The organism is Bradyrhizobium sp. NDS-1 (assembly GCF_032918005.1).
Taxonomy (GTDB): domain Bacteria; phylum Pseudomonadota; class Alphaproteobacteria; order Rhizobiales; family Xanthobacteraceae; genus Bradyrhizobium; species Bradyrhizobium tunisiense.
The window spans coordinates 6312912-6335383 of sequence record NZ_CP136628.1; the positions used below are offsets into that span (position 1 = coordinate 6312912).

General features: G+C 64.1%; 23 protein-coding genes. 11 read left to right on the plus strand and 12 right to left on the minus strand.

The features are described 5' to 3' along the window. The first annotated feature begins 237 nt into the window (after positions 1 to 237). Genes RX330_RS29435 through RX330_RS29450 form a run of 4 tightly spaced genes read left to right on the plus strand, consistent with a single transcriptional unit; the run spans position 238 to position 2782 of the window. A complete protein-coding gene (locus tag RX330_RS29435) occupies positions 238 to 543 on the plus strand; it encodes a DUF2282 domain-containing protein (protein ID WP_212092751.1) in 306 nt (101 codons plus the stop codon). Between the two features lie 43 nt (positions 544 to 586). Beyond that, positions 587 to 1504, plus strand: a complete 918-nt coding sequence (locus RX330_RS29440; RefSeq protein ID WP_212092752.1) for a DUF692 domain-containing protein — start codon at positions 587 to 589, stop codon at positions 1502 to 1504. Beyond that, complete coding sequence (locus tag RX330_RS29445) at positions 1494 to 2273, plus strand: DNA-binding domain-containing protein (RefSeq protein ID WP_317240813.1); 780 nt, start codon at positions 1494 to 1496, stop codon at positions 2271 to 2273. The genes RX330_RS29440 and RX330_RS29445 overlap by 11 nt, the downstream gene beginning before the upstream one ends. Next, entirely contained in the window at positions 2273 to 2782 is a 510-nt protein-coding gene (locus tag RX330_RS29450; RefSeq protein WP_317243997.1) for a DoxX family protein, read from the plus strand. The genes RX330_RS29445 and RX330_RS29450 overlap by 1 nt, the downstream gene beginning before the upstream one ends. A gap of 82 nt (positions 2783 to 2864) precedes the next feature. On the opposite strand, the gene RX330_RS29455 is transcribed toward RX330_RS29450, so the two are convergent. Genes RX330_RS29455 through RX330_RS29465 form a run of 3 tightly spaced genes read right to left on the minus strand, consistent with a single transcriptional unit; the run spans position 2865 to position 4948 of the window. Further along, the gene (locus RX330_RS29455) at positions 2865 to 3710 is read right to left on the minus strand and encodes an SDR family NAD(P)-dependent oxidoreductase (RefSeq protein ID WP_317240814.1); all 846 of its coding nucleotides are present in this window, start codon (positions 3708 to 3710) and stop codon (positions 2865 to 2867) included. A 10-nt stretch (positions 3711 to 3720) separates the two neighbouring features. After that, positions 3721 to 4272 carry a carboxymuconolactone decarboxylase family protein gene (locus tag RX330_RS29460; protein ID WP_317240815.1) on the minus strand — a complete coding sequence of 184 codons (552 nt, stop codon included), beginning with the start codon at positions 4270 to 4272 and terminating at the stop codon, positions 3721 to 3723. Then, the gene (locus RX330_RS29465) at positions 4250 to 4948 is read right to left on the minus strand and encodes a TetR/AcrR family transcriptional regulator (protein WP_317240816.1); all 699 of its coding nucleotides are present in this window, start codon (positions 4946 to 4948) and stop codon (positions 4250 to 4252) included. The genes RX330_RS29460 and RX330_RS29465 overlap by 23 nt, the downstream gene beginning before the upstream one ends. Positions 4949 to 5067: 119 nt before the next feature. On the opposite strand from RX330_RS29465, the gene RX330_RS29470 reads away from it, so the two are divergent. The 3 genes from RX330_RS29470 to RX330_RS29480 all read left to right on the plus strand — a co-directional run bounded on the left by RX330_RS29470 (position 5068) and on the right by RX330_RS29480 (position 7572). After that, positions 5068 to 6057: a Bug family tripartite tricarboxylate transporter substrate binding protein gene (locus RX330_RS29470; protein ID WP_317240817.1), complete on the plus strand. Its 990-nt coding sequence runs from the start codon at positions 5068 to 5070 to the stop codon at positions 6055 to 6057. Between the two features lie 24 nt (positions 6058 to 6081). After that, a complete protein-coding gene (locus RX330_RS29475) occupies positions 6082 to 6618 on the plus strand; it encodes a VOC family protein (RefSeq protein WP_212092759.1) in 537 nt (178 codons plus the stop codon). Between the two features lie 141 nt (positions 6619 to 6759). Continuing rightward, positions 6760 to 7572 carry a class I SAM-dependent methyltransferase gene (locus RX330_RS29480; protein ID WP_317240818.1) on the plus strand — a complete coding sequence of 271 codons (813 nt, stop codon included), beginning with the start codon at positions 6760 to 6762 and terminating at the stop codon, positions 7570 to 7572. Positions 7573 to 7605: 33 nt separating this feature from the next. On the opposite strand, the gene RX330_RS29485 is transcribed toward RX330_RS29480, so the two are convergent. The 3 genes from RX330_RS29485 to RX330_RS29495 all read right to left on the minus strand — a co-directional run bounded on the left by RX330_RS29485 (position 7606) and on the right by RX330_RS29495 (position 11570). Beyond that, positions 7606 to 9159 carry a L,D-transpeptidase gene (locus tag RX330_RS29485; protein WP_317240819.1) on the minus strand — a complete coding sequence of 518 codons (1554 nt, stop codon included), beginning with the start codon at positions 9157 to 9159 and terminating at the stop codon, positions 7606 to 7608. A gap of 408 nt (positions 9160 to 9567) precedes the next feature. Further along, complete coding sequence (locus RX330_RS29490) at positions 9568 to 10614, minus strand: fatty acid desaturase (RefSeq protein ID WP_317243998.1); 1047 nt, start codon at positions 10612 to 10614, stop codon at positions 9568 to 9570. 662 nt (positions 10615 to 11276) lie between these two features. Continuing rightward, complete coding sequence (locus RX330_RS29495) at positions 11277 to 11570, minus strand: GlsB/YeaQ/YmgE family stress response membrane protein (protein WP_212092762.1); 294 nt, start codon at positions 11568 to 11570, stop codon at positions 11277 to 11279. Between the two features lie 285 nt (positions 11571 to 11855). Here RX330_RS29495 and RX330_RS29500 point away from each other — a divergent pair, with 285 nt between their 5' ends. The 3 genes from RX330_RS29500 (at position 11856) to RX330_RS29510 (ending at position 13242) form a co-directional block, all read left to right on the plus strand. Beyond that, a complete protein-coding gene (locus RX330_RS29500; RefSeq protein WP_317240820.1) occupies positions 11856 to 12131 on the plus strand; it encodes a hypothetical protein in 276 nt (91 codons plus the stop codon). A 149-nt stretch (positions 12132 to 12280) separates the two neighbouring features. Then, the gene (locus RX330_RS29505) at positions 12281 to 12958 is read left to right on the plus strand and encodes a Crp/Fnr family transcriptional regulator (protein ID WP_212092764.1); all 678 of its coding nucleotides are present in this window, start codon (positions 12281 to 12283) and stop codon (positions 12956 to 12958) included. 56 nt (positions 12959 to 13014) lie between these two features. Continuing rightward, entirely contained in the window at positions 13015 to 13242 is a 228-nt protein-coding gene (locus tag RX330_RS29510; RefSeq protein ID WP_212092765.1) for a hypothetical protein, read from the plus strand. Positions 13243 to 13325: 83 nt separating this feature from the next. Here the strand turns inward: RX330_RS29510 and RX330_RS29515 are convergent, their stop codons facing one another. From RX330_RS29515 to RX330_RS29525, 3 genes are all read right to left on the minus strand, one after another. Beyond that, positions 13326 to 13664 (minus strand): hypothetical protein, encoded by a 339-nt coding sequence (locus RX330_RS29515; RefSeq protein WP_317240822.1) that lies wholly within the window; start codon positions 13662 to 13664, stop codon positions 13326 to 13328. Positions 13665 to 13710: 46 nt separating this feature from the next. Beyond that, entirely contained in the window at positions 13711 to 13854 is a 144-nt protein-coding gene (locus tag RX330_RS29520) for a hypothetical protein (RefSeq protein WP_317240823.1), read from the minus strand. A 402-nt stretch (positions 13855 to 14256) separates the two neighbouring features. Further along, the gene (locus RX330_RS29525) at positions 14257 to 15693 is read right to left on the minus strand and encodes an oligosaccharide flippase family protein (RefSeq protein WP_317240824.1); all 1437 of its coding nucleotides are present in this window, start codon (positions 15691 to 15693) and stop codon (positions 14257 to 14259) included. A 316-nt stretch (positions 15694 to 16009) separates the two neighbouring features. Between RX330_RS29525 and RX330_RS29530 the strand changes: the two genes are divergently transcribed. Further along, on the plus strand, positions 16010 to 17077 hold the full coding sequence (locus RX330_RS29530; RefSeq protein WP_317240825.1) for an endo-1,4-beta-xylanase: 1068 nt from the start codon (positions 16010 to 16012) through the stop codon (positions 17075 to 17077). Between the two features lie 10 nt (positions 17078 to 17087). On the opposite strand, the gene RX330_RS29535 is transcribed toward RX330_RS29530, so the two are convergent. The 3 genes from RX330_RS29535 to RX330_RS29545 form a co-directional block, all read right to left on the minus strand. Continuing rightward, positions 17088 to 18038: a DUF6492 family protein gene (locus RX330_RS29535; protein WP_317240826.1), complete on the minus strand. Its 951-nt coding sequence runs from the start codon at positions 18036 to 18038 to the stop codon at positions 17088 to 17090. A gap of 95 nt (positions 18039 to 18133) precedes the next feature. Then, entirely contained in the window at positions 18134 to 18928 is a 795-nt protein-coding gene (locus tag RX330_RS29540; RefSeq protein WP_317240827.1) for a protein-L-isoaspartate O-methyltransferase family protein, read from the minus strand. A 1-nt stretch (position 18929) separates the two neighbouring features. Further along, complete coding sequence (locus RX330_RS29545; RefSeq protein ID WP_317240828.1) at positions 18930 to 22394, minus strand: AAA family ATPase; 3465 nt, start codon at positions 22392 to 22394, stop codon at positions 18930 to 18932. Positions 22395 to 22472: the final 78 nt, after the last annotated feature.

Here is a 22472-nt window from a genome sequence, read left to right on the forward strand (position 1 = left end):
GGCATGAATAAGTCGTCCGCCGCCAATGCCCGGCGGCTACCGTCTCGATACGCCTTAAGCATTGGCTTTGAACGCAAGCTTGCCCGCCAATACCGGCCCAAGCGCACGCGTCGTGCGCCCAATCCAACCGGTCACGCCTTCGTGAACAGCAGTCCGTAACGCGGGCTGCGCGGGCAGCGAAGGACACCATGCGCGCATCGCCTGCTAGGCGATGCCATCTCGAACAGGAGAATCCCGATGTCTGCCAAGCATGCCGTCACTTCGCTGGTCCTCGCCGGCGCCCTATCCACCGCGCTCGCGAGCCTCGCCGCGGCCGGCCCGCTGACCAAGGCCGAGGGCGAGGCTGCCATGGCCGCCAAGAAAGAGAAGTGCTTCGGCGTCGCGCTGAAGGGCCAGAACGACTGCGCGGCGGGACCGGGCACGACCTGCCAGGGCACATCAACCGTCGATTTCCAAGGCAACGCCTGGAAATTCGTGCAGGGCGGCACCTGCACCAGTATCGAGCTGCCGGGCGGCAAGAAGGGTTCGCTGAAGCCGGTCTAGCGGCCCGCACGAAGTCGCCGACAAGCACGAACGGAGCAGCACGATGAGCACGGTGATCAAGTCGACCCGACCAGCAGCCATGCCGCTCCGCTTCGCAATTCCCATCGGCGGCGTAGCCGGGACGAGCTTCAAGCCCGAGCATCTGGCTGATATCCTCGAGGCAGGACCTCGGCGTGGCTTCTTCGAAGTCCACGCCGAGAACTACATGGGCCATGGAGGCCCGCCGCATCGCGCGCTGGAGGCGATCCGCCGCGATCATGCGCTCTCGCTGCACGGCGTCGGCATGTCGATCGGCGGACCCCGGCCGCTCGACAAGGCGCATCTGGCGCGCTTTTGCGGCCTCGTCGCGCGCTATCAGCCGACGCTGGTCTCCGAGCATCTGGCATGGTCGACCCATGAGACCAGCTTCTTCAACGATCTGTTGCCCCTGCCCTATACCGAAGCGACGTTGGCTTGCGTCTGCGATCACATCGACCAGGTGCAGGAAGCGATCCGCCGTCCGCTGCTGCTGGAGAACCCGTCAACCTATGTCACGTTTCGCGAATCCTCGATGCGCGAGACCGAGTTCATCCGCGCAATTGCCGAGCGCACCGGCTGCGGGCTGCTGCTCGACGTCAACAACGTGTTCGTCTCCGCGACGAACCATGGCTTCTCGGCACTCGAATATCTCACGGACTTCCCGCTGTCGCGGGTCGGGGAGATCCATCTTGCGGGCCATGCCGAGCAGGCGGACGACGAAGGTGATCCGCTGTTGATCGACAGTCACGACGGCCCGGTCGCTGACGCAGTCTGGAAGCTCTACGAGCTCGTCATCCAGCGCCGCGGTCCGGTGCCGACGCTGGTCGAATGGGACAGCAAGATTCCGGACTGGCCGGTGCTGCAAGCGGAAGCCGCTGCTGCCCAGGCGATTCTCGACCGTCATCAGTCCCCAGCATTGGCGGGAGACCGCCATGCGGCCTGAACCCGACTTGTCTTTCGCCGCTGCGTTCGCGCCGGCACTGCTGGATCCGGCACGCAGCACGCCCGAGACCGTGTCCGGCCCGAACGGCAAGGCCGCGAGCCGGCGCTACGACGTCTACCGCAACAACGTCACCGTCAGCCTGATCGACGCGCTGGCCGCGGTCTATCCGGCGGTGCAGCGCATCACCGGCGCCGAGTTCTTCCGCGCCATGGCGCGCTTCCATGTTCGCAGCACCCCGCCCACCTCGCCGCTGCTGTTCGAGTATGGCCGCGACTTCCCGGAGTTCATTGTGCGTTATGAGCATGCGCAGGCCATGCCGTGGCTCGCCGACGTCGCGCGCATCGAGCGGGCCTGGCTCGATGCCTATCACGCAGCCGACGCTGCGCCGCTGTCGCCGGCGCGGCTTTCGGCGATCGCCCCGGAACGGCTTGCTGACACCATCTTCATCCCGCATCCGGCAATGCGGATCGTGCGTTCGCCGTTCTCTGCGGTGACGATCTTCGCCGCCAACCGCGACAACGCGCCGGTCAAGCGCATCGACGCGTCCACGCCGGAGGACGCCCTGATCACACGGCCCGAACTCGACGTCGCGGTCCGACATCTTCCGGTTGGCGGCGCCGTCTTTGCCTCTTGCCTCGCATCTGGCCGGCCGCTCGGCGAAGCTGCCGCGTCGGCACTGGATGCAGCGCCCGAATTCGACATCGCCATGAACATCGCCGGCCTGCTCGAGGCCGGTGCATTCACCTCGCTTGCTGCTGGAGACGCATGATGATCACGGACCAACGCATAGCGTCGGGCAGCGGGCTGCCGTCGTTCTGGCTGCTCGTCGACAGGGCCAATCGGCTGGTGCAGACGATCGCCACCCCCTCGCTGGTCCAACTCGTGCTGCGCCTCGCGCTGGCGGTGCCGTTCTGGCGCTCGGGCCTGCTCAAATGGGACGGCTTCCTCAGGCTCAACGACACCGCCGTGACGTTGTTCAGCGACGAGTTCATGCTGCATCTGCCGGGCGGGCCCTATCACTTTCCGGCCCCGACGGTGATGGCGTTCCTGTCGGGCTGCGGCGAGGTCACGTTTCCGATCCTGCTGGTGCTGGGTCTCGGCACACGATTCGCAGGGCTCGGGCTGTTGTTCATGACCGTCATCGTCGAGCTCACCGTGCCCGACGGCTGGCCGATCCACCTCACCTGGGCGGCAATGGCGCTCGGCATCATGGCTTACGGACCCGGCAACATCTCGCTCGACCACCTGCTCTGTCGCGCGCGGTCGCAGGCGCGATAGATATACGTTTGTGTCTCCACCAGGTGCGCGCCCTTGCGCGCCTCAGGATGACGTCAGTGGGTGTGGCGCCCGAACGGCGGCCTCACATCCCGCTCAAGCCGCTATCCACCGCGAGCGTCTGCGCGGTGACGTAGACGCTCTCATCCGACAGGAAGAACAGCACGGCGTAGGCAATCTCCCAGGCTGTCGCCTGACGGCCGAAGGGGACGTGGCCCTTGCCGCGCGAGGGGCGGCCCGCGCCGGCTTCGCGGCCGTTGGGGGTATCGACGAGGCCGGGATAGACCAGGTTGGCGCGGATGCCGCGGCGGGAGCCGAGATGGGCGATGTTGCGCATCAGGCCGCCGAGCGCGGCCTTTGAGGAATCATACACCGCCATCTGCGAGCCCGCTTTCAGCGCGGCAATGGAGGAGATGAAGACGATGGCGCCGCCATCGTCAAGCTTCGGCAGAGCCGCGCGGCAACACAGCATGGGGCCGCGGACGTTGACGTCGTAGATCGCATTCCACTCCTCGGCACTGACGGCATCGAGCCCGACCTTGCCGAAGGTGCCGATATTCAGCACCATGCCGTCGAGGCCGCCCATCGCGCGATGGGCTTGCTCGATCATGCCTTGGACGTCGGCTTCAGACGTAACGTCGGCAGCGATCGCAACAGCCTCGCCACCCTCATCGGTGATGCGCTTGACGGTCTGCTCGGCAGAGGCGCGGTTGAGATCGGCGACCGCGACCTTCGCACCTTCACGTGCGCATAGAATGCTCATGGCACGGCCGTTGCCGATCGGGTCGGAGGCGGCATCGAACACACGCTGTCCGCCGCCGACGATCAGGATGCGGCGGCCCTTCAGGCGCCCCCTGCCCGGCGCCTCTCCCAACGATTCCGAGCTGTGCGGACGTACGTAGCGCTCCGGCTTGCTCTCGGCTTCCGACATCTCAGCCGCCCTATTTCTTGCCGCCGTCGTAGACCTTCATGCCTGCGGCGGGATCGAGATCGGTTTCGGTCGCCTCGGTAAGGCGTGCCATCATCATGTAGAAGCCGAGCGCGACGATGGATTCGACGATCTCCTGGTCGCTGAAATGCTTTCGCGCGGCGGCAAAGGTCGCTTCGGTCACGCGGACGTTCTCGACTACCTCACGGCCGAATTTCAGCAGCGCGCGCTCGGCATCGCTTAAGCCGGTGGCATCGTAGTCAGCGCGCTCGACTGCATCGACCTGCGCTTGCGTGCAGCCGACGCCGAGCGCGATCGGCACGTGCTGGCGCCATTCATAGGCACCGCCTTCGAGCTGGGCCGCCTGGAGGATCAGCAGTTCCCGGTTGACCGCCGAGAGCTTCTGCTTGTGCAGGATCGAATTGCCGAGCCGCATCGCCGGGATCATGTTGGCTTCGGCATGGGCCATCATGCGGAAGATGTTGAGCTTGACCGGCATGCGGTCGAACGAGGCGCGGATGTCGCCGCTCGTCGTCTCCGGATCAATCAGGGGCAGCCTTGCCACGTTTCTCTCCCTTGGGCTTCCGTTTCTTGTTGTCGATATCGTTGCCTGCCGCGATCAGCGACAGGAAGAAGGCGAGATAGCGGTCGATCGCCTCGATCACCCTCGCTCGCGGCGAGGGTGCCGCGCCCATCACATAGTGCTCGAGGCGGATATAGATCAGGCCTGCCGCGAACAGCCGCGCGGTCTCGCGCGGGTCCGGCGTCGACACGAGGCCCGCCAGCGCGAAGCCGCGGAAGTAGTCCGTCATCAGGCTCTGCTCGCGCGCGTAGAAATGATCGGCGAATTTGGCGCGGATGCCGGGCACACGGTTGCGCTCGGCGGTGATGACTTTCTGGAACTGATGTTCGCGCGGGTCGGACCATTGCTCGACGAGGTCGAGTGCGAACTGGCGGCAGAACGCGGCGGGCTGGCGCGCGAGCTGCTTGTAGCGCGGCTCTTCCAGCCGGCTCGCCGAACTCGCCGGACCGTGCTCGCTGACGATCGCCTCCAGGATCGCGGCCTTGCCGGGAAAGTGATTGTAAAGGCTGCTCTCGCGGATGCCGACGCGGCGCGCCAGCTCGCGCATCGAGGTGCCGCCATAGCCGCTCTGCGCAAACAGGCTGAGCGCCTCGGTGAGGATGCGCTCTCGTGTCGAAGGCGCAGCCGCTTCCGCCGCGCTGGAGGTGTGGACAGCCATGATCACTTGACTAGCGAACGATCGTTCGCTAGTCAACCGCACGAACGATCGTTCGTTTTATCTCGCGTTTCAACTCCGCCCGAAGAACAAGCGGAGAGCAATTTTTGGGAGAATGGTTCATGGCGCGCTTCGCCGGCCTTCGCTTGCTTCGGGCCGTAACATGGTCGTTGGTCGCAACGTTGCCCGCGATGTTGCCGGCGCACGCCGAGGATCCAGCCGCCTACCCCACGCACAAGATCAAGATGCTGCTGCCTTATGCGGCCGGCGGCGGCGGCGACGTGGTCGGCCGGCTGCTTGCCGAGAGGATGGGCAGGACGCTCGGACAGAGCATCTATATCGAGAACCACACGGGCGCGGCCGGCACGCTCGGCACGCAGATGGTCGCGACGTCGCCCAATGACGGCTACACCATCACCGTCGGCGGCATGACCACGCATGTACTGGCACCGGCGATCTATCCAAAGCTGCCCTACGATTCGATCAGGGATTTCACGACCATCGGGCGTGTCGGGACGTCCTCGATCATGCTGGTCGCGACCAAGAATTTCCCGGCCAACGACATCAAAGGTCTGATCGCGCTCGCCAGGAAGGGCGAGCCGATCCAGTACGGCAGCTGGGGCGTCGGCTCGACCGGGCAATTCTGTGCCGAAATCCTGATGCAGCAGACCGGCATTAAGATGGACCACGTGCCGTTCAACGGCATCGCGAAGCTGGCCGGCGACCTGCTCGGCGGCCACATCTCGCTGGCGACCCTCGACGTCGCGACCGCGACGCCACTGGTGAAGGAGGGATCGATCAAGGCGCTGGCCGCCTGCGGCGAGCGTTCGCCGAGCCTGCCCGACGTCGCCAGCTACAAGGAGCAGGGCGTGCCGTTCGACCGCAGCCTGTCCTGGGCGATGTATGCGCCCGCGGGGCTCGCGCCGCCCATCGCCACGAAGCTGTCGGCGGCGCTGAAGGATGCGCTCGGCGACGCCGTCGTGAAGGAGAAGCTGCTGGCGCTCGGCATCACGCCGCAATTCATCCCCGGCGAAGAGCAGCGCGACATCAACGCCCGCGACATCGCGGCCTGGAAGCAGGTTGCCAAGGACGCAGGCATTGAGGTCAAGTGATCGAGTGACGAGAGGAGCGCGAGCATGAGCCGCATCTTCGGCGCGGTGCGCCAGAACGGCTACGTCGTGCGGGACATCCAGGCTGCGATGAAGCATTGGATCGAGGTGATGCGCGTCGGCCCCTGGTACTACATGGACCGCGTCAAGACCGACTGGTTCCGTCATCGCGGCCAGGATTCAGCCGTCGAGATGAGCATTGCGCTCGCCAATTCCGGCGACCTCCAGATCGAGCTGATCCAGCAGCGCAACGATGCGCCTTCGCTGTACAAGGAGTTCCTCGACGCCGGCCACGAGGGCCTGCAGCACATGTCCTATTGGAGCCTCGACTATCAGGCGCTCTACGACAAGGCCCTCGGGCTCGGCTACAGGATCGGCCACGAGGGCCAGATCGGCGGCGACAAGGGCCGCTTTGCCTATTTCGACACCCAGGCCCATCCGGGCACGGTGATCGAGATCTCCGACATCAGCGGCACCAAGGGGCCGTTCTTCGAGCGTGTCCGTCAGGCGGCGTTGAACTGGGACGGCACGCGGCCGATCCGTGAGGTCGGGGCAAAATCGTAAGGCCCCGTCATGGACCTCGCCAATGCCCTTCGAGGGCGCGCAAGACGATGCAGGAGCCGGCCGGGTTCACGTCATTGCTGGCGCGGTAGACGGCTATCCATGGTAGGATGAGCCCCGCATTCGAACCTGCAGCGAGGCAACATGTCCGACACTGACAAGGTTTTCGCCGGCTCGATTCCGAAAATCTACGACGAGTATCTCGTCCCAATGATCTTCTCGGTCTACGCGGAAGACATCGCAAGACGCGTCGCGGCCCGCTCTCCTGCGGTGCTGCTCGAGATCGCCGCGGGCACCGGCGCAGTGACGCGCGCCGTGGCAGCGGCGCTGCCGCGCGGCATCCGCTATGTCGCGACCGACCTCAACGAGCCCATGCTCGCGGTCGCCGCGCAACGCCAGGGGGATGACGACCGCATCACCTGGCGCCAGGCCGACGCAATGGCCCTCCCCTTTGGCGACGGCGAGTTCGACGTGGTCTGCTGCCAATTCGGCGCCATGTTCTTTCCGGACCGTGTCAAGGCTTACAAAGAGGTGAAGCGAGTCCTGAAGCGCGACGGCACGTTCGTGTTCAACGTCTGGGATCGGATCGAGGACAATGTGCTGTCGCATGAAGCAACGCTGGCGCTTGCAAAGCTGTTTCCCGACGACCCGCCGCGATTCATGGTTCGCACGCCGCACGGCTATTGCGGCAAGACCGTCATCAGGACCGACCTCGAACGCGCAGGCTTCCGCGACATCTCGATCGAGACGCGATCCGAGATCAGCCGTGCGCCATCGCCCGAATACGTCGCGCTCGCCCTCTGTCAGGGCACGCCGCTGCGCAGCGAGATCGAGACAAGGGATGCCAGCAAGCTTCAGGCTGCGACCGACATCGTCGCCGAGACGATCCGGACGCGTCATGGCGCCGGAGCGGTGGAAGGCAAGATTCAGGCTGTGGTGATCGAAGCGCGCACGTAGCTGCAGGCCTCCGCCAGGGCGCCGTCCTGCCTCCTACCACCAGCTTCGCTGCATCGGCTGCGTCGACTGATAGTATTGATACTGGCCGCGCTGCCGGCGTGGAGCCGGCTGTACGTAGGGATCACGCTGGTAGAAGAAGCCGAAGCCGTTGCCGCCATTGTCCCAACCGTCGTCGCTGGCGATCATGTCGGGGGCGGTCGGCTTGCGGGTGATGAAGCCGCCCTGCGGCTCGTTTTTCAGCACCGCGACGAACTCCGTCCGGTAGTTGGTCTCGCTGCTCAGCGGCTCGTCCGAGATGACGATCGAGGAGCGCGGCAATGCGGTCGGCCCGATGCGATCCCAAACGTCCTGCGGGATCGTGATGCGGTCGAGGGCATTGCGAGCCTCGTCGCCGTTTTCGATCGTGACCACGCTCCAGCGCAGGCCCGTGTCGGTCTTCGCCATCGCCGTGAAGATATGCGTGCCGAGCGGCCGCTCGGGATTGCGGATCGTGACGGGGACCTCGATGCTGGTGTCGAACACCTCGCCGCCGCCGTCGGGCGCCGGCTTGTGCGTGTTTCGCCGCACATAGAGCTTCTGCGTCTCGCGGCTGATATAGACCGAGACCGGCTCGCCCGCGAGTTTCGCGTCGGTCGCGGCCTTCACCGCCTCGGCCCTTCTGGCGGCAGTGGCCTTGGCGGCGTCCTTCGTTGCAGCAACGGCATCGCGCTTCGGCTGCGCGGCCGCCCTGGCGGCGTCGAGCTGCGTCGCCGCGTCGGCGGCCTTGGCTGCCGCCTTCTGCTTCAACTCCTCAGCCTTGGCGCGGGCCTGATCGTTCTTGACGTTTGCGAGCGTCTTGTCGGCGAAAGCGAGCTCGGCATCGGCGCGGGCCTTCTGCTGTTCCAGCTTGCGCAGCGCGGCAGGGAGCGAAGCAGCTTCCTTCGCGGCAGCAGATGCAGCCTTCTTGGCCTCGTCGGCGGCCCTTGTCGCCTCTTCGGCCTCGGCGGAGAGCTTGTTCGCCCGGCCGGGGACGGCAGCGATGGCCTCCGGCTTCGGCACGAACAGCGAGGGATGAGAGATATCGGTCGGGACCGTGTCGTGAGGCGAGACGATCACGCGCATGCCGATATAGGTCTTGTCGAACACGTTCTCGGCAAAGCCGAACGGCATCCGCACGCAGCCGTGCGAGGCGGCATAACCGGGCAGCGGTCCGCCATGCAGGGCGATGCCGTTCCAGGTGATGCGCTGCATATGCGGCATCCAGGCATCGTCATACAGGCTCGAGCGATGCTCCCGGTTCTTCTCGAGGATGGCGAACACGCCGGCCGGCGTCTCGCGTCCCGTAGTGCCGGTCGACACCGGCGCGCGCACGATCCAACCGTCGGCGTCGTAGAAGGTGACCTGCTGGCTCTTGATCGACACGATCGCCATGATCGGATCACCCGCCTGCCGCTGCGCCACCGCCTCCGCCGGCTGGCGCGCCTGCTTGGCCGCCCCGGCCGGGGGCAGGGCGCCAAACGCGACCATCGCCGCCAGCGTCACAATTCCGGGAGGGCCCCAACGCCGCGTTGCCAGGGTGGATTGCGCCGTCGTCGGTCGGTCTCTCATGCCATGCCCCGGTCGGAATGCCAGTCCGCGCTCATGTCGATTACGTTTCAGATTGCGATCTTTGGATTAAGAAATCGCAGCCGCCATACGTTCCGTCTGTGGCGATATTCGGCCCGCTTCGGCAACAAATCTCTCATATACGACGGCTTACGCAGGCGGAAGGGTGGCTTGAGCCTGAGGCTGGTCCGAGGCTGGGTCTCTCGCTGCGGCGAAACGTCCGCCTGGAGGGTCGGATCCGCCGGTTCTTGGACCTCACCGGGAATGGACGGCCCCAGCGATCACAATCCGGATCACGCGATGCGGCAAGAACGCATATGTGCTTTGGACGGACAGCGTTTCAGGAGGTCGCCAGCACCTTCCGACCGAACCTCGGCAATCACTGCAACCGCGGTGCGGACATTCACGCCTTCAGCGGCTTGGCCGCAGGCGTGCCGCCAGCGGCGAGGCGGCTGAGGTCAAGGTTGCCTCTCCAAAGGAGACGAGTTGCAGCCGCTCCTCGTCCCATAAGGTCAGCCGCACGGTTCGCAAGCTCTGGACCAGCGTAATCCGTCCGACGGCGGCGAGCTGTGGATGGTCCCGCAACACCTCCGGCAGGCGATAGCAGGGAATTCGACTGCACAAATGATGGACGTGGTGGACGCCGATATTTGCCGTAAACCACCGCAAGACACGCGGTAATTGGTAGTGCGAGCTGCCGTGCAGTGCGGCATCGTGAAAATTCCAGGTCTCGTCATGTGACCAGTAGGTATGCTCGAACTGGTGCTGGACGTAGAACAGCCAGACACCGATGGACGCCGCCAGAACGACGATCGGCACGTGTACCAGCAGGAATGGCCCATAGCCGACCAGCCAAATCATCGCGGCGACCAGAATCGCGATGGCGGCGTTCGTGCCCATCGTACTCAGCCAAGGGGTCCAGCCGCCGCGCATCAACCCAATCGGCACTCGATGCTTGAAGATGAACAAATAGGTGGGACCGACGCCAAACATCACGATGGGATGCCGATACAGCCGGTATAGCACCCGACGCCATCGCGGCTGGTCGCGAAACTCGCGCACGGTCAACGTATCAATGTCGCCCAAGCCCCGGTGATCGAGATTGCCGGAGTTCGCATGATGGCGGGCATGGTTATGCCGCCAATAATCGTATGGTGTCAGTGTCACCACACCGATGGCTCGGCCGACCCAATCGTTCACAGCCCGGCCGCGGAAGAAAGAGCCATGTCCGCAATCATGCTGGATCATGAACAGACGGACCAGCAAGCCCGCAGCAGGGACCTCGAACAGCACGGCGAACCAATAGCCCTGGTCAAGAGCGGCCCAGATCAGCGCCCAGATGAAGCAGAGCGGAACTGCCGTGATCGCCAATTCGAGAACACCGCGTACACTGTCGGGCTCGCGATAGCGAACGAGCGACTGCACGGATGCGCGCATCTCCGGCATTCCTTGCGGCATTTCCGCCTGCTCCAAAAAAGTACTGCGATCGCCCGGACGCCTTCGGCAGCGGTTCGGAAATCGTGCCCCGCACGCGCCCATACTGGTCAGGGCTTGGATATCCTGCTGAGCAATATTGCTCACATCAGGCGCGCCGCAAACGGATCGGGGCCAGATTAGACGCGTTCGCGGCCGGCGATTCCCGCAATGTGAGCAATATTGAACAGTGGCTGACGGACGGGCGCGGCATGCTCATCGTTACGCGGCCGGCGAATCGGCTATCATCGGCGGCGGCTTCGGGTCCGGCATACGCCGCCATATGAGGAGTAGCTTCATATGTCCGAGGTCTATAGTCGTCCAGAACCGACCTTGATCCCGATACCACGACCACACTGCCCGGCCTGCCAGAGCCGCATGATGCTGATTCAGGTCGGGGCAAGTCGCGACGGCCTCAATCTGCGCATCTTCAAATGCTCCAAGTGCGGGAACGTCCATGAATCTCTGGCCGATCCGATGAGATCAACCGAATAGCAGCTGAAGGAGCGCGCGCAAGAAAGCGGCCCTGGCACGGGGGTAGGAACCAGGACCGCCCTTCATCAGATATGATGAGTGGGCATCACATCCGGTCGTCATCACCAAGTCACCCCGACGACGTTCGTTCCAGGCATATTCTCACGACGCGGCTACCAGCGCTTGCGCCAAGCGCCGCCCCAGCTGCTTCGTCCGCGGACGAGCCCGATGATCAAGAGCAGCAGGACCGCACCCACCACAGCGTTGACAATCTGCGAGACGACACCCGAACCGGGATGAATCCCCAGCTGCGGAATGATCAAGCTCGCAATGAAGGCCCCTGTTATTCCCACGACGAGATCACCAACCAAGCCCAGGCCGGTGCCCATGACGATCTGGCACGCGAGCCAACCGGCCGCGATGCCCACAGCCAATATGACGAAAAGGCCCTCACCAGATATGTTCATTTCACATCCTCAGCATCGGACAACCGAGCAGCATTCCGCCCAATGGTCAGGTTAGACCTGGGCAGGAGCGGATGATGTGCAAAACTGCTCAAATGACGGTCGTATGATCGGCGCGGGGGTTCATCATCAATTGCGAACCATTCCTTCAAAGATGAGCAATTCTGCTCTGCAGCCGGGCGACCCAACCGTTAGAGTCTCGAACGTCTCTCCCGCGACCCGGCGCGATGAGCCGCGTCGGCAAATGGCGCGGCCGGCGCCCTGCAGGCTCGACCAGGAGATCTCATCTTGACCATCAGAACAACGCGGACCATCGTATCGTTCGCCAATCCCTTCGTCCTTCAGGGGCTGGAGGGCGCTCAGCCCGCCGGCGAATATGTCATCCTCACTGACGACGAGCGGATCGAAGGATTGTCGAGAATCGCCTATCGGCGCGTGGCGACGTTGTTGCAAACGCCCGCGAGGTCTGCCTCCCAATCGCGGACCCGGTCCTACGCGATCAGCCAGACGGAACTGGACGCCGCACTCATGAAGGATCGGCATCAGACGGTCGTAAGGCATTGAGCGCGGGCAATCCGCTTAACGAGCCTGCCCTAAGCCGCAGGCAGATTGCCTGCTCCAAATCACAGACCGGAGGCGAAGCAAGATTTGCCTAACGTGCCCGGCAAGGTCTTGCTAGACTGAAGCTCTCTCCATTTAGGTTGTGCGACGTCATGCCAAAAGCGCCGAAAAGCGCGTTCGATCCAAAACTCTTTCTCGCCAAGGTCGGCGAGGGCAAAACCATATTGAAGTTCGACAAGAACCAGGTGGTGTTCTCGCAAGGCGACGCCGCGGATAACGTTTTTTACATCCAGAAGGGGAGGATCAAGGTTCTCGTCGTCTCGGAGCAGGGCAAGGAGGCGGTGGTCGGAATCATGGAGCCCGGACAATTCTTCGGTGAGGGCTGCCTGAACGGCCATCCCTTGCGGATTTCGACGACCGTGGCGATGGAGCAAAGCGTGATCACGTCCATCACGAAGCCAGCAATGCTCGTCGCACTCAAGGCCGAACCGAAGTTCTCCGAGTTGTTCATGGGGTATCTGCTGAGCCGAAACAGCCGCATAGAAGAAGACCTGATCGACCAGTTGTTTAATTCGAGCGAGAAGCGGCTTGCGCGTCTTCTGCTGCTGTTGGCCAATTTCGGCAAGGACGGCGCCACTCAGCCCATCTCGGCGAAGGTTAGTCAGGAGACACTTGCGGAGATGATCGGGACAACCCGATCCCGCGTCAGCTTTTTCATGAACAAATTTCGCAAGCTCGGCTTTATCACCTACAACGGCAAGATCGAGGTTCACACTTCCCTCCTGAACGCGGTCTTGTATGACAAGCCTGAGATCGCGAGGGACGACTGAGACGGTTGGAAGCAAGCGCGCCCCAAGCCCTCTCCTGCAACGATCGAAGGTACCCCATGAAGAAGCCGACCGTGCAAGTCGAAGAGATCGAGCCGAGAACAATTCAAAGGGCTGACGTGGCACCAGCCAGTGGCTTCTCGCTAATCGTCGATGGCCACTTCAAGACCCGCTACGAAAGCGAGACGGCTGCCCGGGCAGCCGGCACCGAGTTGCTCGGCCGGTTCCCGATGCTGCAAATCCTGGTCTACGATGCTGAAACGAGGGTGCGGTCGCCGCTGCAATAGATTTTCCAATTGATCGGCCTCCGCATCGGGCATCGTCGCCTGCCGCTTCGCGCGTTGTTCGTGAAAACCTCGGGAGTGCACGATCACCCTTTTTTGGAACGATCGGCCGGGGCGTCGGAGATGATTCGGCGCAGCCGTATTGCTTCCGCAAAATTGGCAGATGGCTGCCTTTGCGGTGCAGAACGGTTCTCGGGCTCGTCAAGCTCCGGCGCTTCCCCAACGGAAAGCAGCGCTTCGCTGCCGCGGTCCAGGCGCTTGTCGGAGCCCGACGCGTCGAGCATATGACCGACCAACTCGCCCGAGAGACGGTAGATGTTGTTTCCCCGAAGATCGTAAACTCTCTTGCCAGTGAGATCGAAAATCGATGCACCGTTCACGACGCCGGCGCGGACGCCCCTATTATTGAATATGTATCCGCTCACCCGCATCTCCCATCCACGCCTCTTTGAAGGTCCCGGCGCTCGCCTATCAGCTCGTGACCCGGCCTTTCGCCTCTTCGTCGGCCAGACGCTCCAGGAGCCATTGCCGCCGGACAGCGTCTTTTTCCAGATCGATGCCCCGTTTGAAGATTCTGAGGTTTTCGCGCCGGATGAACTCGTCCAGCTCGCTCAAGTCGGTGGCCGCAGGTCATGACTGTCGAGCCAGACCATCGTGGCCAACGTCATCGGATCGCTTTCGATTGCGGCGGCGGAACCTTGGTGGCACCCGGCGCACGCGAACGTTCCGATCTCCAATGCTGCCAGGCCCGGAATCCTCACCAAGCTCGTGCATTCGCCACACCAACGACATCGCGGCCCTTCGCCTGATGCAGGTGAGGGACTGTGTGCCTGGGAATACTGCAAGTACATGCGGTGCACCGCGGGGATCCGGCGAGAGCGTTACAGCATCCTCAATCACCGATAGATTGCCGATAAGGGGCGGTGATGAGGCCAGCATAGAAGGCTGGCCCCCCGGTTACTGATCAATATTGCTCGCTCCGGCGAAGGTCTTTCCTGGAACCGGGCCGGCTCCTTGCTACACCCCCAGCACGTTCCGGGTGGAGGCCCGCAAGACGCGCAACGACAGCGTCTGCACCTGGGCGACATTGAGAAGCCACGCTGCGGCGGCATAAGCGAAGCCGCCTGCAAGGCTCACGACGATCAGCGCCACGAGGCCGGTGCCGCCGACTTGCGAACGCGCAACGAGGATGGCGGCCGCCATCGCCGCGGCCGAAACCGCGACCCCGGCGAGCCGGTTGAGATCGAACGGGACCGGGTGGGCGCGATGCATCAGGACGACGGCAACGAGGAATCCGATCGCCTCGGTCGCCAGCGTCGCCAGCGCCGCGCCGTAGATGCCGTAACCGGCAACCAGCACGACCATCAGGACCACGCTGACCACCAGCGTAACAAAGGATTGCGCCGCCAGCATGAAGGGCCGCTCGGCGAGCTGGAAGCTAATCTGGACGTAGAACTGATTGGCGATACCGAAGAAGCGGGCAAGCACCAGGGTCGGCAGCAGCGCCGACACACCGGCGCGAAAGTCGATGCCGACGAGCGTCCCCGCGACCTGATCTGCGGCCAGCGCGAGCCAGATCGCAACGGGGGTCACGACGACGAGCAGCAGCTCGAGGCTCTCGGTCAGCCGCTCCCGCGTCGTCTCCTTGTTATTCTCGGACAATGAGCGAAACACCAGCGGCACGGTCGCTGCGGCGACGCTGGATGCAATCATGACCATGAACTGGCGCGGCAGGTCGGCGGCGACGCCGAAGATGCCGGCGGCATCCTTGCCGAGCAGATAAGCGACGATGAGGCGGTCGCAGGCCGAGTAGATCGCGACGGACAATCCGGCCAGCGTCAACGGCAGGCCGTAGCGCGCAAGCTGCATGAACTGGCTGCGCTGGAAGGACGCGATCCTGGTGCGGTCGCCGACCAGATTCAGGATGATTCCGGTGAGCGAGCCCAGGCCGAACGCGGCAAGCAGCCCCAATCCACCCCAACCGAGCCAGACGGCGGCGAGGCCGAAGCCGACGCTCGCCACGCTGCGCACGATCGAGATTGCGGCAAACCGGTAGGGCCGCAATTTGGCGCGTTCGAACTCCTGGCCGACATCGACGGCATTGGCCATGATGGCGACGAACATGCTGGCAAGCAGCAGCTCGACGCTGACGTCGCTGCGGAACAGGAACACCAGCGGCGTCATGGCGCAGAGCACCGCGGCGGTGAGGGCGAAGGCGACCATCGCCGTGCCGCGAAAATCCACCTCCGACGACATCGCCTGATAGCGGGACACGGACAGCTTGATCCAGGCGAAGTAGATCGCGCCCAGAATGCCGGCGAGGCTGATACCTACGACATAAACGCCGTACTCCGCCGGGCTCAGCAGGCGCGTATAGGCCGTGACGGCGAAGAAGCCCACCGCCGCGGGCAGGATGTAGGCGACGAGATAAATCGAGAAATGGCTGTTCAGCATGCGAGCACGGGACCGGCGGCGGTCTTGCGAGTGTGGCGGCCGTTCATCAATGGGACCATGGCGGGGCGGACGAACCGCGCCGCAGCATCGCTCAAGAGTGTCACATTAGTCTGCAGATCGGGCGGCGAATGAAGCTTCGAAGCCGCTTTCGCGCGTTAGCGTTAAATTTGCCCTTCCTGGAACGGCCCTGACGGCAAGGCGACCATGGCCGGAACTCGTGTCTTGCAGATGGCAGAGGTTAACCCAACAAGGCAAAACCCCGGCATCGCAAGGCACCGCTTGGTACGATGGTGCGTTGGTTCGAAAAAGGACTGCCGTGACGAGGCTCGACAGACGCGAATTTCTTCTTGGCGGCGCCGCAGCACTCGCGGCGGGCGCATCGGCATCGGCCGTGCCGGCATCGAAGCTCGCCCGACGCCATCAGGGTTTTGGCGCGGCCGCCACGCTCTGGGACCTGCAAGCCGATCCAAGGCTCGGCGAAGCCATCAGCACCTATTGCACGCAGGTGGTGCCGGTGCTCGAACTGAAATGGCCGATGCTGCGGCCGAACGCGCACACGTTCAACTTCGAGCGCGCCGACGCCATCCTGGATTTTGCGCGGGAGAACGATCTGACGATGCGCGGCCACGCGCTCGCCTGGTATCACGACATTCCGGACTGGACCAAGCAGATCAAGGCGACCCGCGGCGTCGAGCGCGCCTATCTCGACCACATCGGCACCGTCGTCTCTTACTACAAGGACAAGCTGACGTCGTGGGACGTCGTCAACGAGCCGATCCCGGACAATCCCCGCAGTCCAAAGGACCGGCGCGACACGTTCTGGACGCAGCATCTGGGTCAAGGCTCGATTCCGCTGGCCTTCCGCACGGCGGCCGCCGCCGATCCCCTCGTCAAGCTCGCGATCAACGAATATGACATCGAATCGGCCAAGGATTCGTTCATCGCGAAGCGCGCGGCCTACCGCAATCTGATCATGGACCTCCTCGACCAGGGTGTTCCGCTCCACGCCGTGGGCCTGCAATCGCATCTGCATGCCGAGCTCGAGATCGACACCCATGGGCTCGCCGAATTCGTCACCGAACTGCGCTCCTGGGGCCTCGAGGTGCTCGTCACCGAGCTCGACGTCGACGACCAGAAGCTGACGGGCAATCCGGCCGAACGCGACGCCATCGTCGCCAAGCGCGTGGACGATCTGCTCACGGCGATCTCGACCAGCGGCCCGGTTCGCTCGATCCTGACCTGGGGCCTCTCCGATCGCTATAGCTGGATCAACGGCACCTTTGCGCGCGCGGACAAGCAGCCGAACCGGCCCCTGCCCCTCGACGGCGAGTTCAAGCCGAAGCCGTTCATGGACGTGATCAGCAAGTTCACGAAAGACGCTTGAGCGCGCAAGCTTAGCTGCGCGTCTTTACCTCGAACCCGGCCGCATCTCCCATATCTTCGGGAGACAGGCTCGGAGCCCGGCGATCACGCGAGCTGAGGCGGAACACGTCGCGGATATCCTCGACCGAGGTCGACGAATAGGACTGGATGCAGAGCGCGACCTGTTCGGGAGAGGCGCTGCGGATCAGCGCTTCGATCGACAGGCGATCGAGCGGCGTGTCGTCCCAATGCGAGACTGCGATGCTGTCTTCCGTAACCCGATGGGTCGCCAGATGCTTCGGTGAGTTCGCGACGAAATTGCCGTAAAGCAGGTATTCGGAGAATTTCTTCTTGCGGCACAAGGCCAGCGCCCAGCTCAGGCCGGTCGCCGACTTGATGGCGCCGGTCATCGCACGCGCGGTGTCCCTGTCCCAGACCAGCGCATTACCGACATAGTCGTCAGCGGGGAAGGAGCGGTCCTTGATGCCGAGAAGCTGATCGACCGTCCGCAGCCACAAACCATGCAACGGATGGTCGGCGCCGATCGCCTTGCGCGTAACGAAGAGCGGCGTCTGCTCTCCACCGGCATATTGACCGACATCGAACTCGCGGAAGAACAGATTGTCCGAATCCAGGATGCAGACGCGCTGCTCGGACGCATTGAGGACGCCGGCGATCTTCAGGATCTGCTGGATGTGCCAGCCGTGCACAGGTGACGACAGCAGCGACAGCCAGACGCGCCGCTTGCTGATGAACTGGAGCGCCGGCGGCAACGCGAACAGCCATTTCGGCAAATAGCGCGAGGCCGGAACGATGACCCGCTTGTCGGACGCAAAGCGCGCGAACAGCGGCACATCCTCATCGTTAACGAGAACATAATGCCGCGTATATCCCGTCAGCCAGGTGTCGATGCTTTCGCTGAGCAGCGAAAAGCGTTCGATATCCTTGGCATAGCTGGCAGTCAGCAGGGCAACGGAATGCATGATGCGTGCTCAAATGGCCATCGATCCTCAGTCATAGCCGTGCCGGAAGGCGTTGGATACCTGCATCCGCAATCAAGGTAAAATGAAATGAAGAATTAGCTATCCGACGGCAGCCCCCGCTCGATGCCGCGAAAGCGCAGTGGCGCCAGCGCCGACGCGCGCTGCCACCAGTCGGCGACGCGGTCGTCGAGCCCGGTGGTGCCGCGGCCCTGGCCGGGGAAGATCCGGATCTGCTGGACCGCTTCGGCTTGAAAGCCCCTGCCCTTGCGCGTGATCTTGATGACCGCGCCTTCACGGTCCCGCTGCGTCAGCGGCACCAGCAGGCGGCCGCGCGGGCGCAGCGCCTCGAGCCAGAGCGGATGCGGGTACGAAAAGCCGGCGTGTATGATGATCACGTCGGCGGGTTCGGGAATCTCCTCACATCCATCGCCGTGACATACGATGACGTTGCGATAGGGGCGAAGATAGTTCGCAGCGCGGAACGCCAGACGCTCGTCACAATCGACCGCCACCACGCGTCCTTTCGGGCCGACCATCCTGGACAGGATCGCCGTGAAATAACCGAGCCCGCAACCGATCTGGACCACGCGGTCCTTCTCCTTGATGTCGAGCACGTCGATGAAATGCGCCCACAGGCTCGGCAGCCCGGTGTCGAGCCTGCGGCGCGCGTCGATCGCGACCAGCACATTGTCGTAGAGATGGACGGGATCGGCATCCGGCGTCAGCCGGTAGCTGCGGGCCGTCTCGCTCTTGATACGCCACCGGCCTCTGGGCAGAAAATCCTCACGCGGGACGGCAGCAAGCGCTTCGAGCAGGCGCGGTGAGGAAATCCGCTCGCGCTTCGCAATCAGCTCGACGTAACGCGCACGCGCGGCGGCCAGATCGCTCATCTCACCGCATCGGCCCGTTCGCGACGAGCGCGTCTGCGCCGAGTTCGTTGACGAGCTCCATCGCCTGCTTGAGGTCCGGCGTGTCGAAACCCTCGCTGAACTTGCCGACGATCGGCACAAGCAGCAGGCTGGCATGCTCACGCTTGCCGGCGTCGAGCGACAGTCGCGCCAGGCTGACGGCAGTGCGAAGCTCCCAGGACAGCGCGCCCTGCTTGCGCGCGACCTCCAGCGACAGGGTAAAAAGATCCACAGCCTCCTGCATCGATGCCGGGTCGCCGTCCGACAGCGTGATCTCGCCTTGGAGGCGATAGACTTCGGCGAGATAGGAGTGATCGCCGGTGCGTCTGGCGGTCGCGAGTGCACCGTCAAGCGCGCGCAGGGCCGCCTCGCGCATCCCGACCTTGGCATAGGCTTCGGCGAGCAGACAGCGGAACCAGCAACCGGCGAGCCAGGAATCCATCGCCTCGTACTCGTCGAGGCCGAAGCGCATCTGGCTGAGACCTTCATCGGCCTCGCCGAGCTGGGCCAGCGCCCAGCCGCGCAGGATCGCGGCCTGCTGCTTCCAATGCAGGAAGCTGTGTTCGGTGGCGATGATCATGGCGCGGTTGGCGTAGTCGCGCGTACCCTCGACGTCACGCAGATGCTGGCAGAGATAGGCGCCGAACACGAGCGCGAAGGCGAGCGTGAAGGGATGGCGGATCTTCTCGGCATTCGCGATCGCCTGCTCGCTGTGCTGGCGCGCCGCGTCAGGCCGGCCGAGGAACCACAGGAGGTAGCCGAGATAGGACAGCGAGACGACGCCGGGATCGGTGCCGTGCCGCTCCATCAGGTCGGCGTGCAAATCGGGGCTATAGAGGTTGATGCAGCGGTGCAAATGATGCTGGGAAGCAGCGAAGCGTCCGCGATAGAGCATGGTCATCGCGATCGAGCGATGCGCCTCCATCAGATAGCCGGTCTGCTGGGCCGGCTGCGCCCGTTCGTTCAGCCGCTCGCGCTTGGCGAATTTCAACAGCTCGACGCTGAGATCGTGCGCGCGGGAGAGATCGGCTCGGATGAAATGGCAGACCCACAGGCCGCGGGTGGCGGCAAAGGCCTTTTCGTCGTCGTCGAGCTGCTGACCGAGCTCGAGCGCGCGGATGTAGTTCTCCTCGACCTCCTGCACCGCGTAGCCCTTGGCGGAGATCAGCGCGTTGCCGAGCGCGATGCGCAGCTCGAGCTCCATCTCGTCCGCGCCCTGCATGCGCGCATTGGCGTGCACGACGCTCAAGCCCCGGCGCAGGTGACCGATTGCCTCCAGATTGCCGCCGCTCCTTGCCGCCTGCTTGCCGGCCTTGAGCCAGAAGCTTGCCGCGCCCTCGCTCTGGCCGGACTCGGTCAGGTGATGGGCGAGCAGCTCCGGTTCGCGCTCGGTCCTCTCCGGATACATCTCGGCGAGCACCTGGGCGATCCGCGAATGCAGCTTGCGCCGCTCGCTGTGCAAGAGGCTGTCATGCGCGGCGTTCTGGATCATCACGTGCTTGAACGAATAGAGCGCGTCCGGCGGATGGCCGCGGCGCATGATCAGCCCCGCCTGCTCCAGATGATTGAGCGCGGCCTCGATCTGCTCGGCCGGCGTGTTGGCGACGGCATGCAGCGTCTCGTAGGAGAACTCACGGCCGATGGTGGCGCCGATCTGGGCGATCCGCTTGAACGGGCCCATGCGGTCCAGCCGCGCCATCAGCGAGTCGGTCAGGGTTGCCGGGATTGCAAGCTGCCGCCACGGGCCCGACAGGACGTAGCGCCCGTGCCGCTCGGTCAAGAGGTTGGATTCCAGGACGGTCTTCGTGAGCTCTTCCAAGAACAACGGCACGCCGTCGGTCTTGACGATGATCTCCTCGACGACCTCCTTGGGCATCTCTCTGCCGGCGACGCGCTCCACCAGCGTCGTGCGCAACTGCCGGCTCAGGCGGTTGAGCACCAGCGTCGTGATGTGCGAATGCGCGTTCCAGCTCGGCTGGAATTCGGACCGCGCGGTAATGATGACCAGGATCGGCCGGTTCTGCGCCCGATCGACCAGAAGGTCGATCACCTCACGGGAGGTCGGATCGATCCAGTGCAGATCCTCGAATGCGATCACGAGCGGCATCTCGCGCGCAAGGCCCAGGAAGTGATTGACCAGTGCCGCGACGGTGGCGTCCTTCTGCTGCTGCGGTGACAGCTCGAGCGGCGGATAGCGGTCTGCGGTCGGTATCGACAGCAGCGCGGCAAACAGCGGCGTAATCTGCTCGATGTCGCCATGAGCGGCGGCGATCGCGGTCTCGAGGCTCGTCAGCGACAGTGCGGACGGATCATCGCGGTCGAGGCCGAGGGAGAATCTGAGCTGCTCGGCGAACGGATAGAGCGCCGTGGACGTGTAGTAGGGCGAGCACTGGAAAGAGACCTGTCCGTGACGGTCGCCCGAGATCCGCTCGAAGATTTCCTGGATGATGCGCGACTTGCCGATGCCAGGTTCGCCGAACTTGACGACGACCTGGCCGTCGCCGTCCTTGGCCTGCTGCCAGCGGCCCATCAGCAGCGCGATCTCCTCCTCGCGGTTGACGAGCGGCGTCAGCCGCGTGCCCATGGCGGCCGCGAAACGTGTTTCCACCCGCGAGGCGCGCATCACGTGCCAGGCCTGGGCCTTCTCGGAGATTCCCTTCAGATCATGGACGCCGAGATTGCGGAACTCGAACTTCCCTTTCAGCAGCGAGTGGGTCGAGGCGGAGATCACCACGCCATTGGGCGGCGCCAGGCCTTGCAGGCGCGCGGCGAGGTTGACGGTCTCGCCGACCGCGGAGTCGCGCTCTTCGGTCCCCTGCCCGATGAGGTCGCCGACCACGACGAGGCCGGTCGCGATCCCGATGCGAACGGCGGGTGAGTGGCTGAGCGCGCCGCGCGGCTCGATCGCGCGTGCGGTCGACAGCACCCGCACGATCTCGAGCCCGGCACGCACCGCGCGCTCGGCATCGTCCTCATGCGCGGTCGGGTAGCCGAAATAGACCAGAATGCCGTCGCCGACGAAACGGGCGGCAAAACCCTCGTAATGCTTCACCACGCGGACGCAGGTTTCGCGGAAGCTCGCGATCATGTCGCGGACGTCTTCCGGATCGAACTGCACGGAGAGCGAGGTGGAATCCACCATGTCACAGAACATGGTGGTGAGCTGACGCCGCTCGGCGCCGACCTCTGTGCGGATTTGCGGCCGCACCGTCGCCGCGGGCGCCTGCGCCGTTTCCGCCTCGAACAGCGCCGCCATCGCCCGTTGCAGCCGCTTGCGATCGCCAAGCGGCAATCCGAGCTCGACCAGATCGGATTCGGTCAGGTCACCCATGACGTCGAGATCAAGGCGGTGCTGTGCGAAGAGATCGGAGTAATGGCCGAGGCCGATGCCCTCGAGCCAGCGCTTCAGCCCGCCTTCCGTTCCCGTGTCCGGCTCGTTCTCCAGCATGGTGATTTCTGCCCGACCCTCATTCCGTCGAAGGGCTTCAGGGCGCCTCAACCACAGATTTTGGGCCCAAAACGTCAC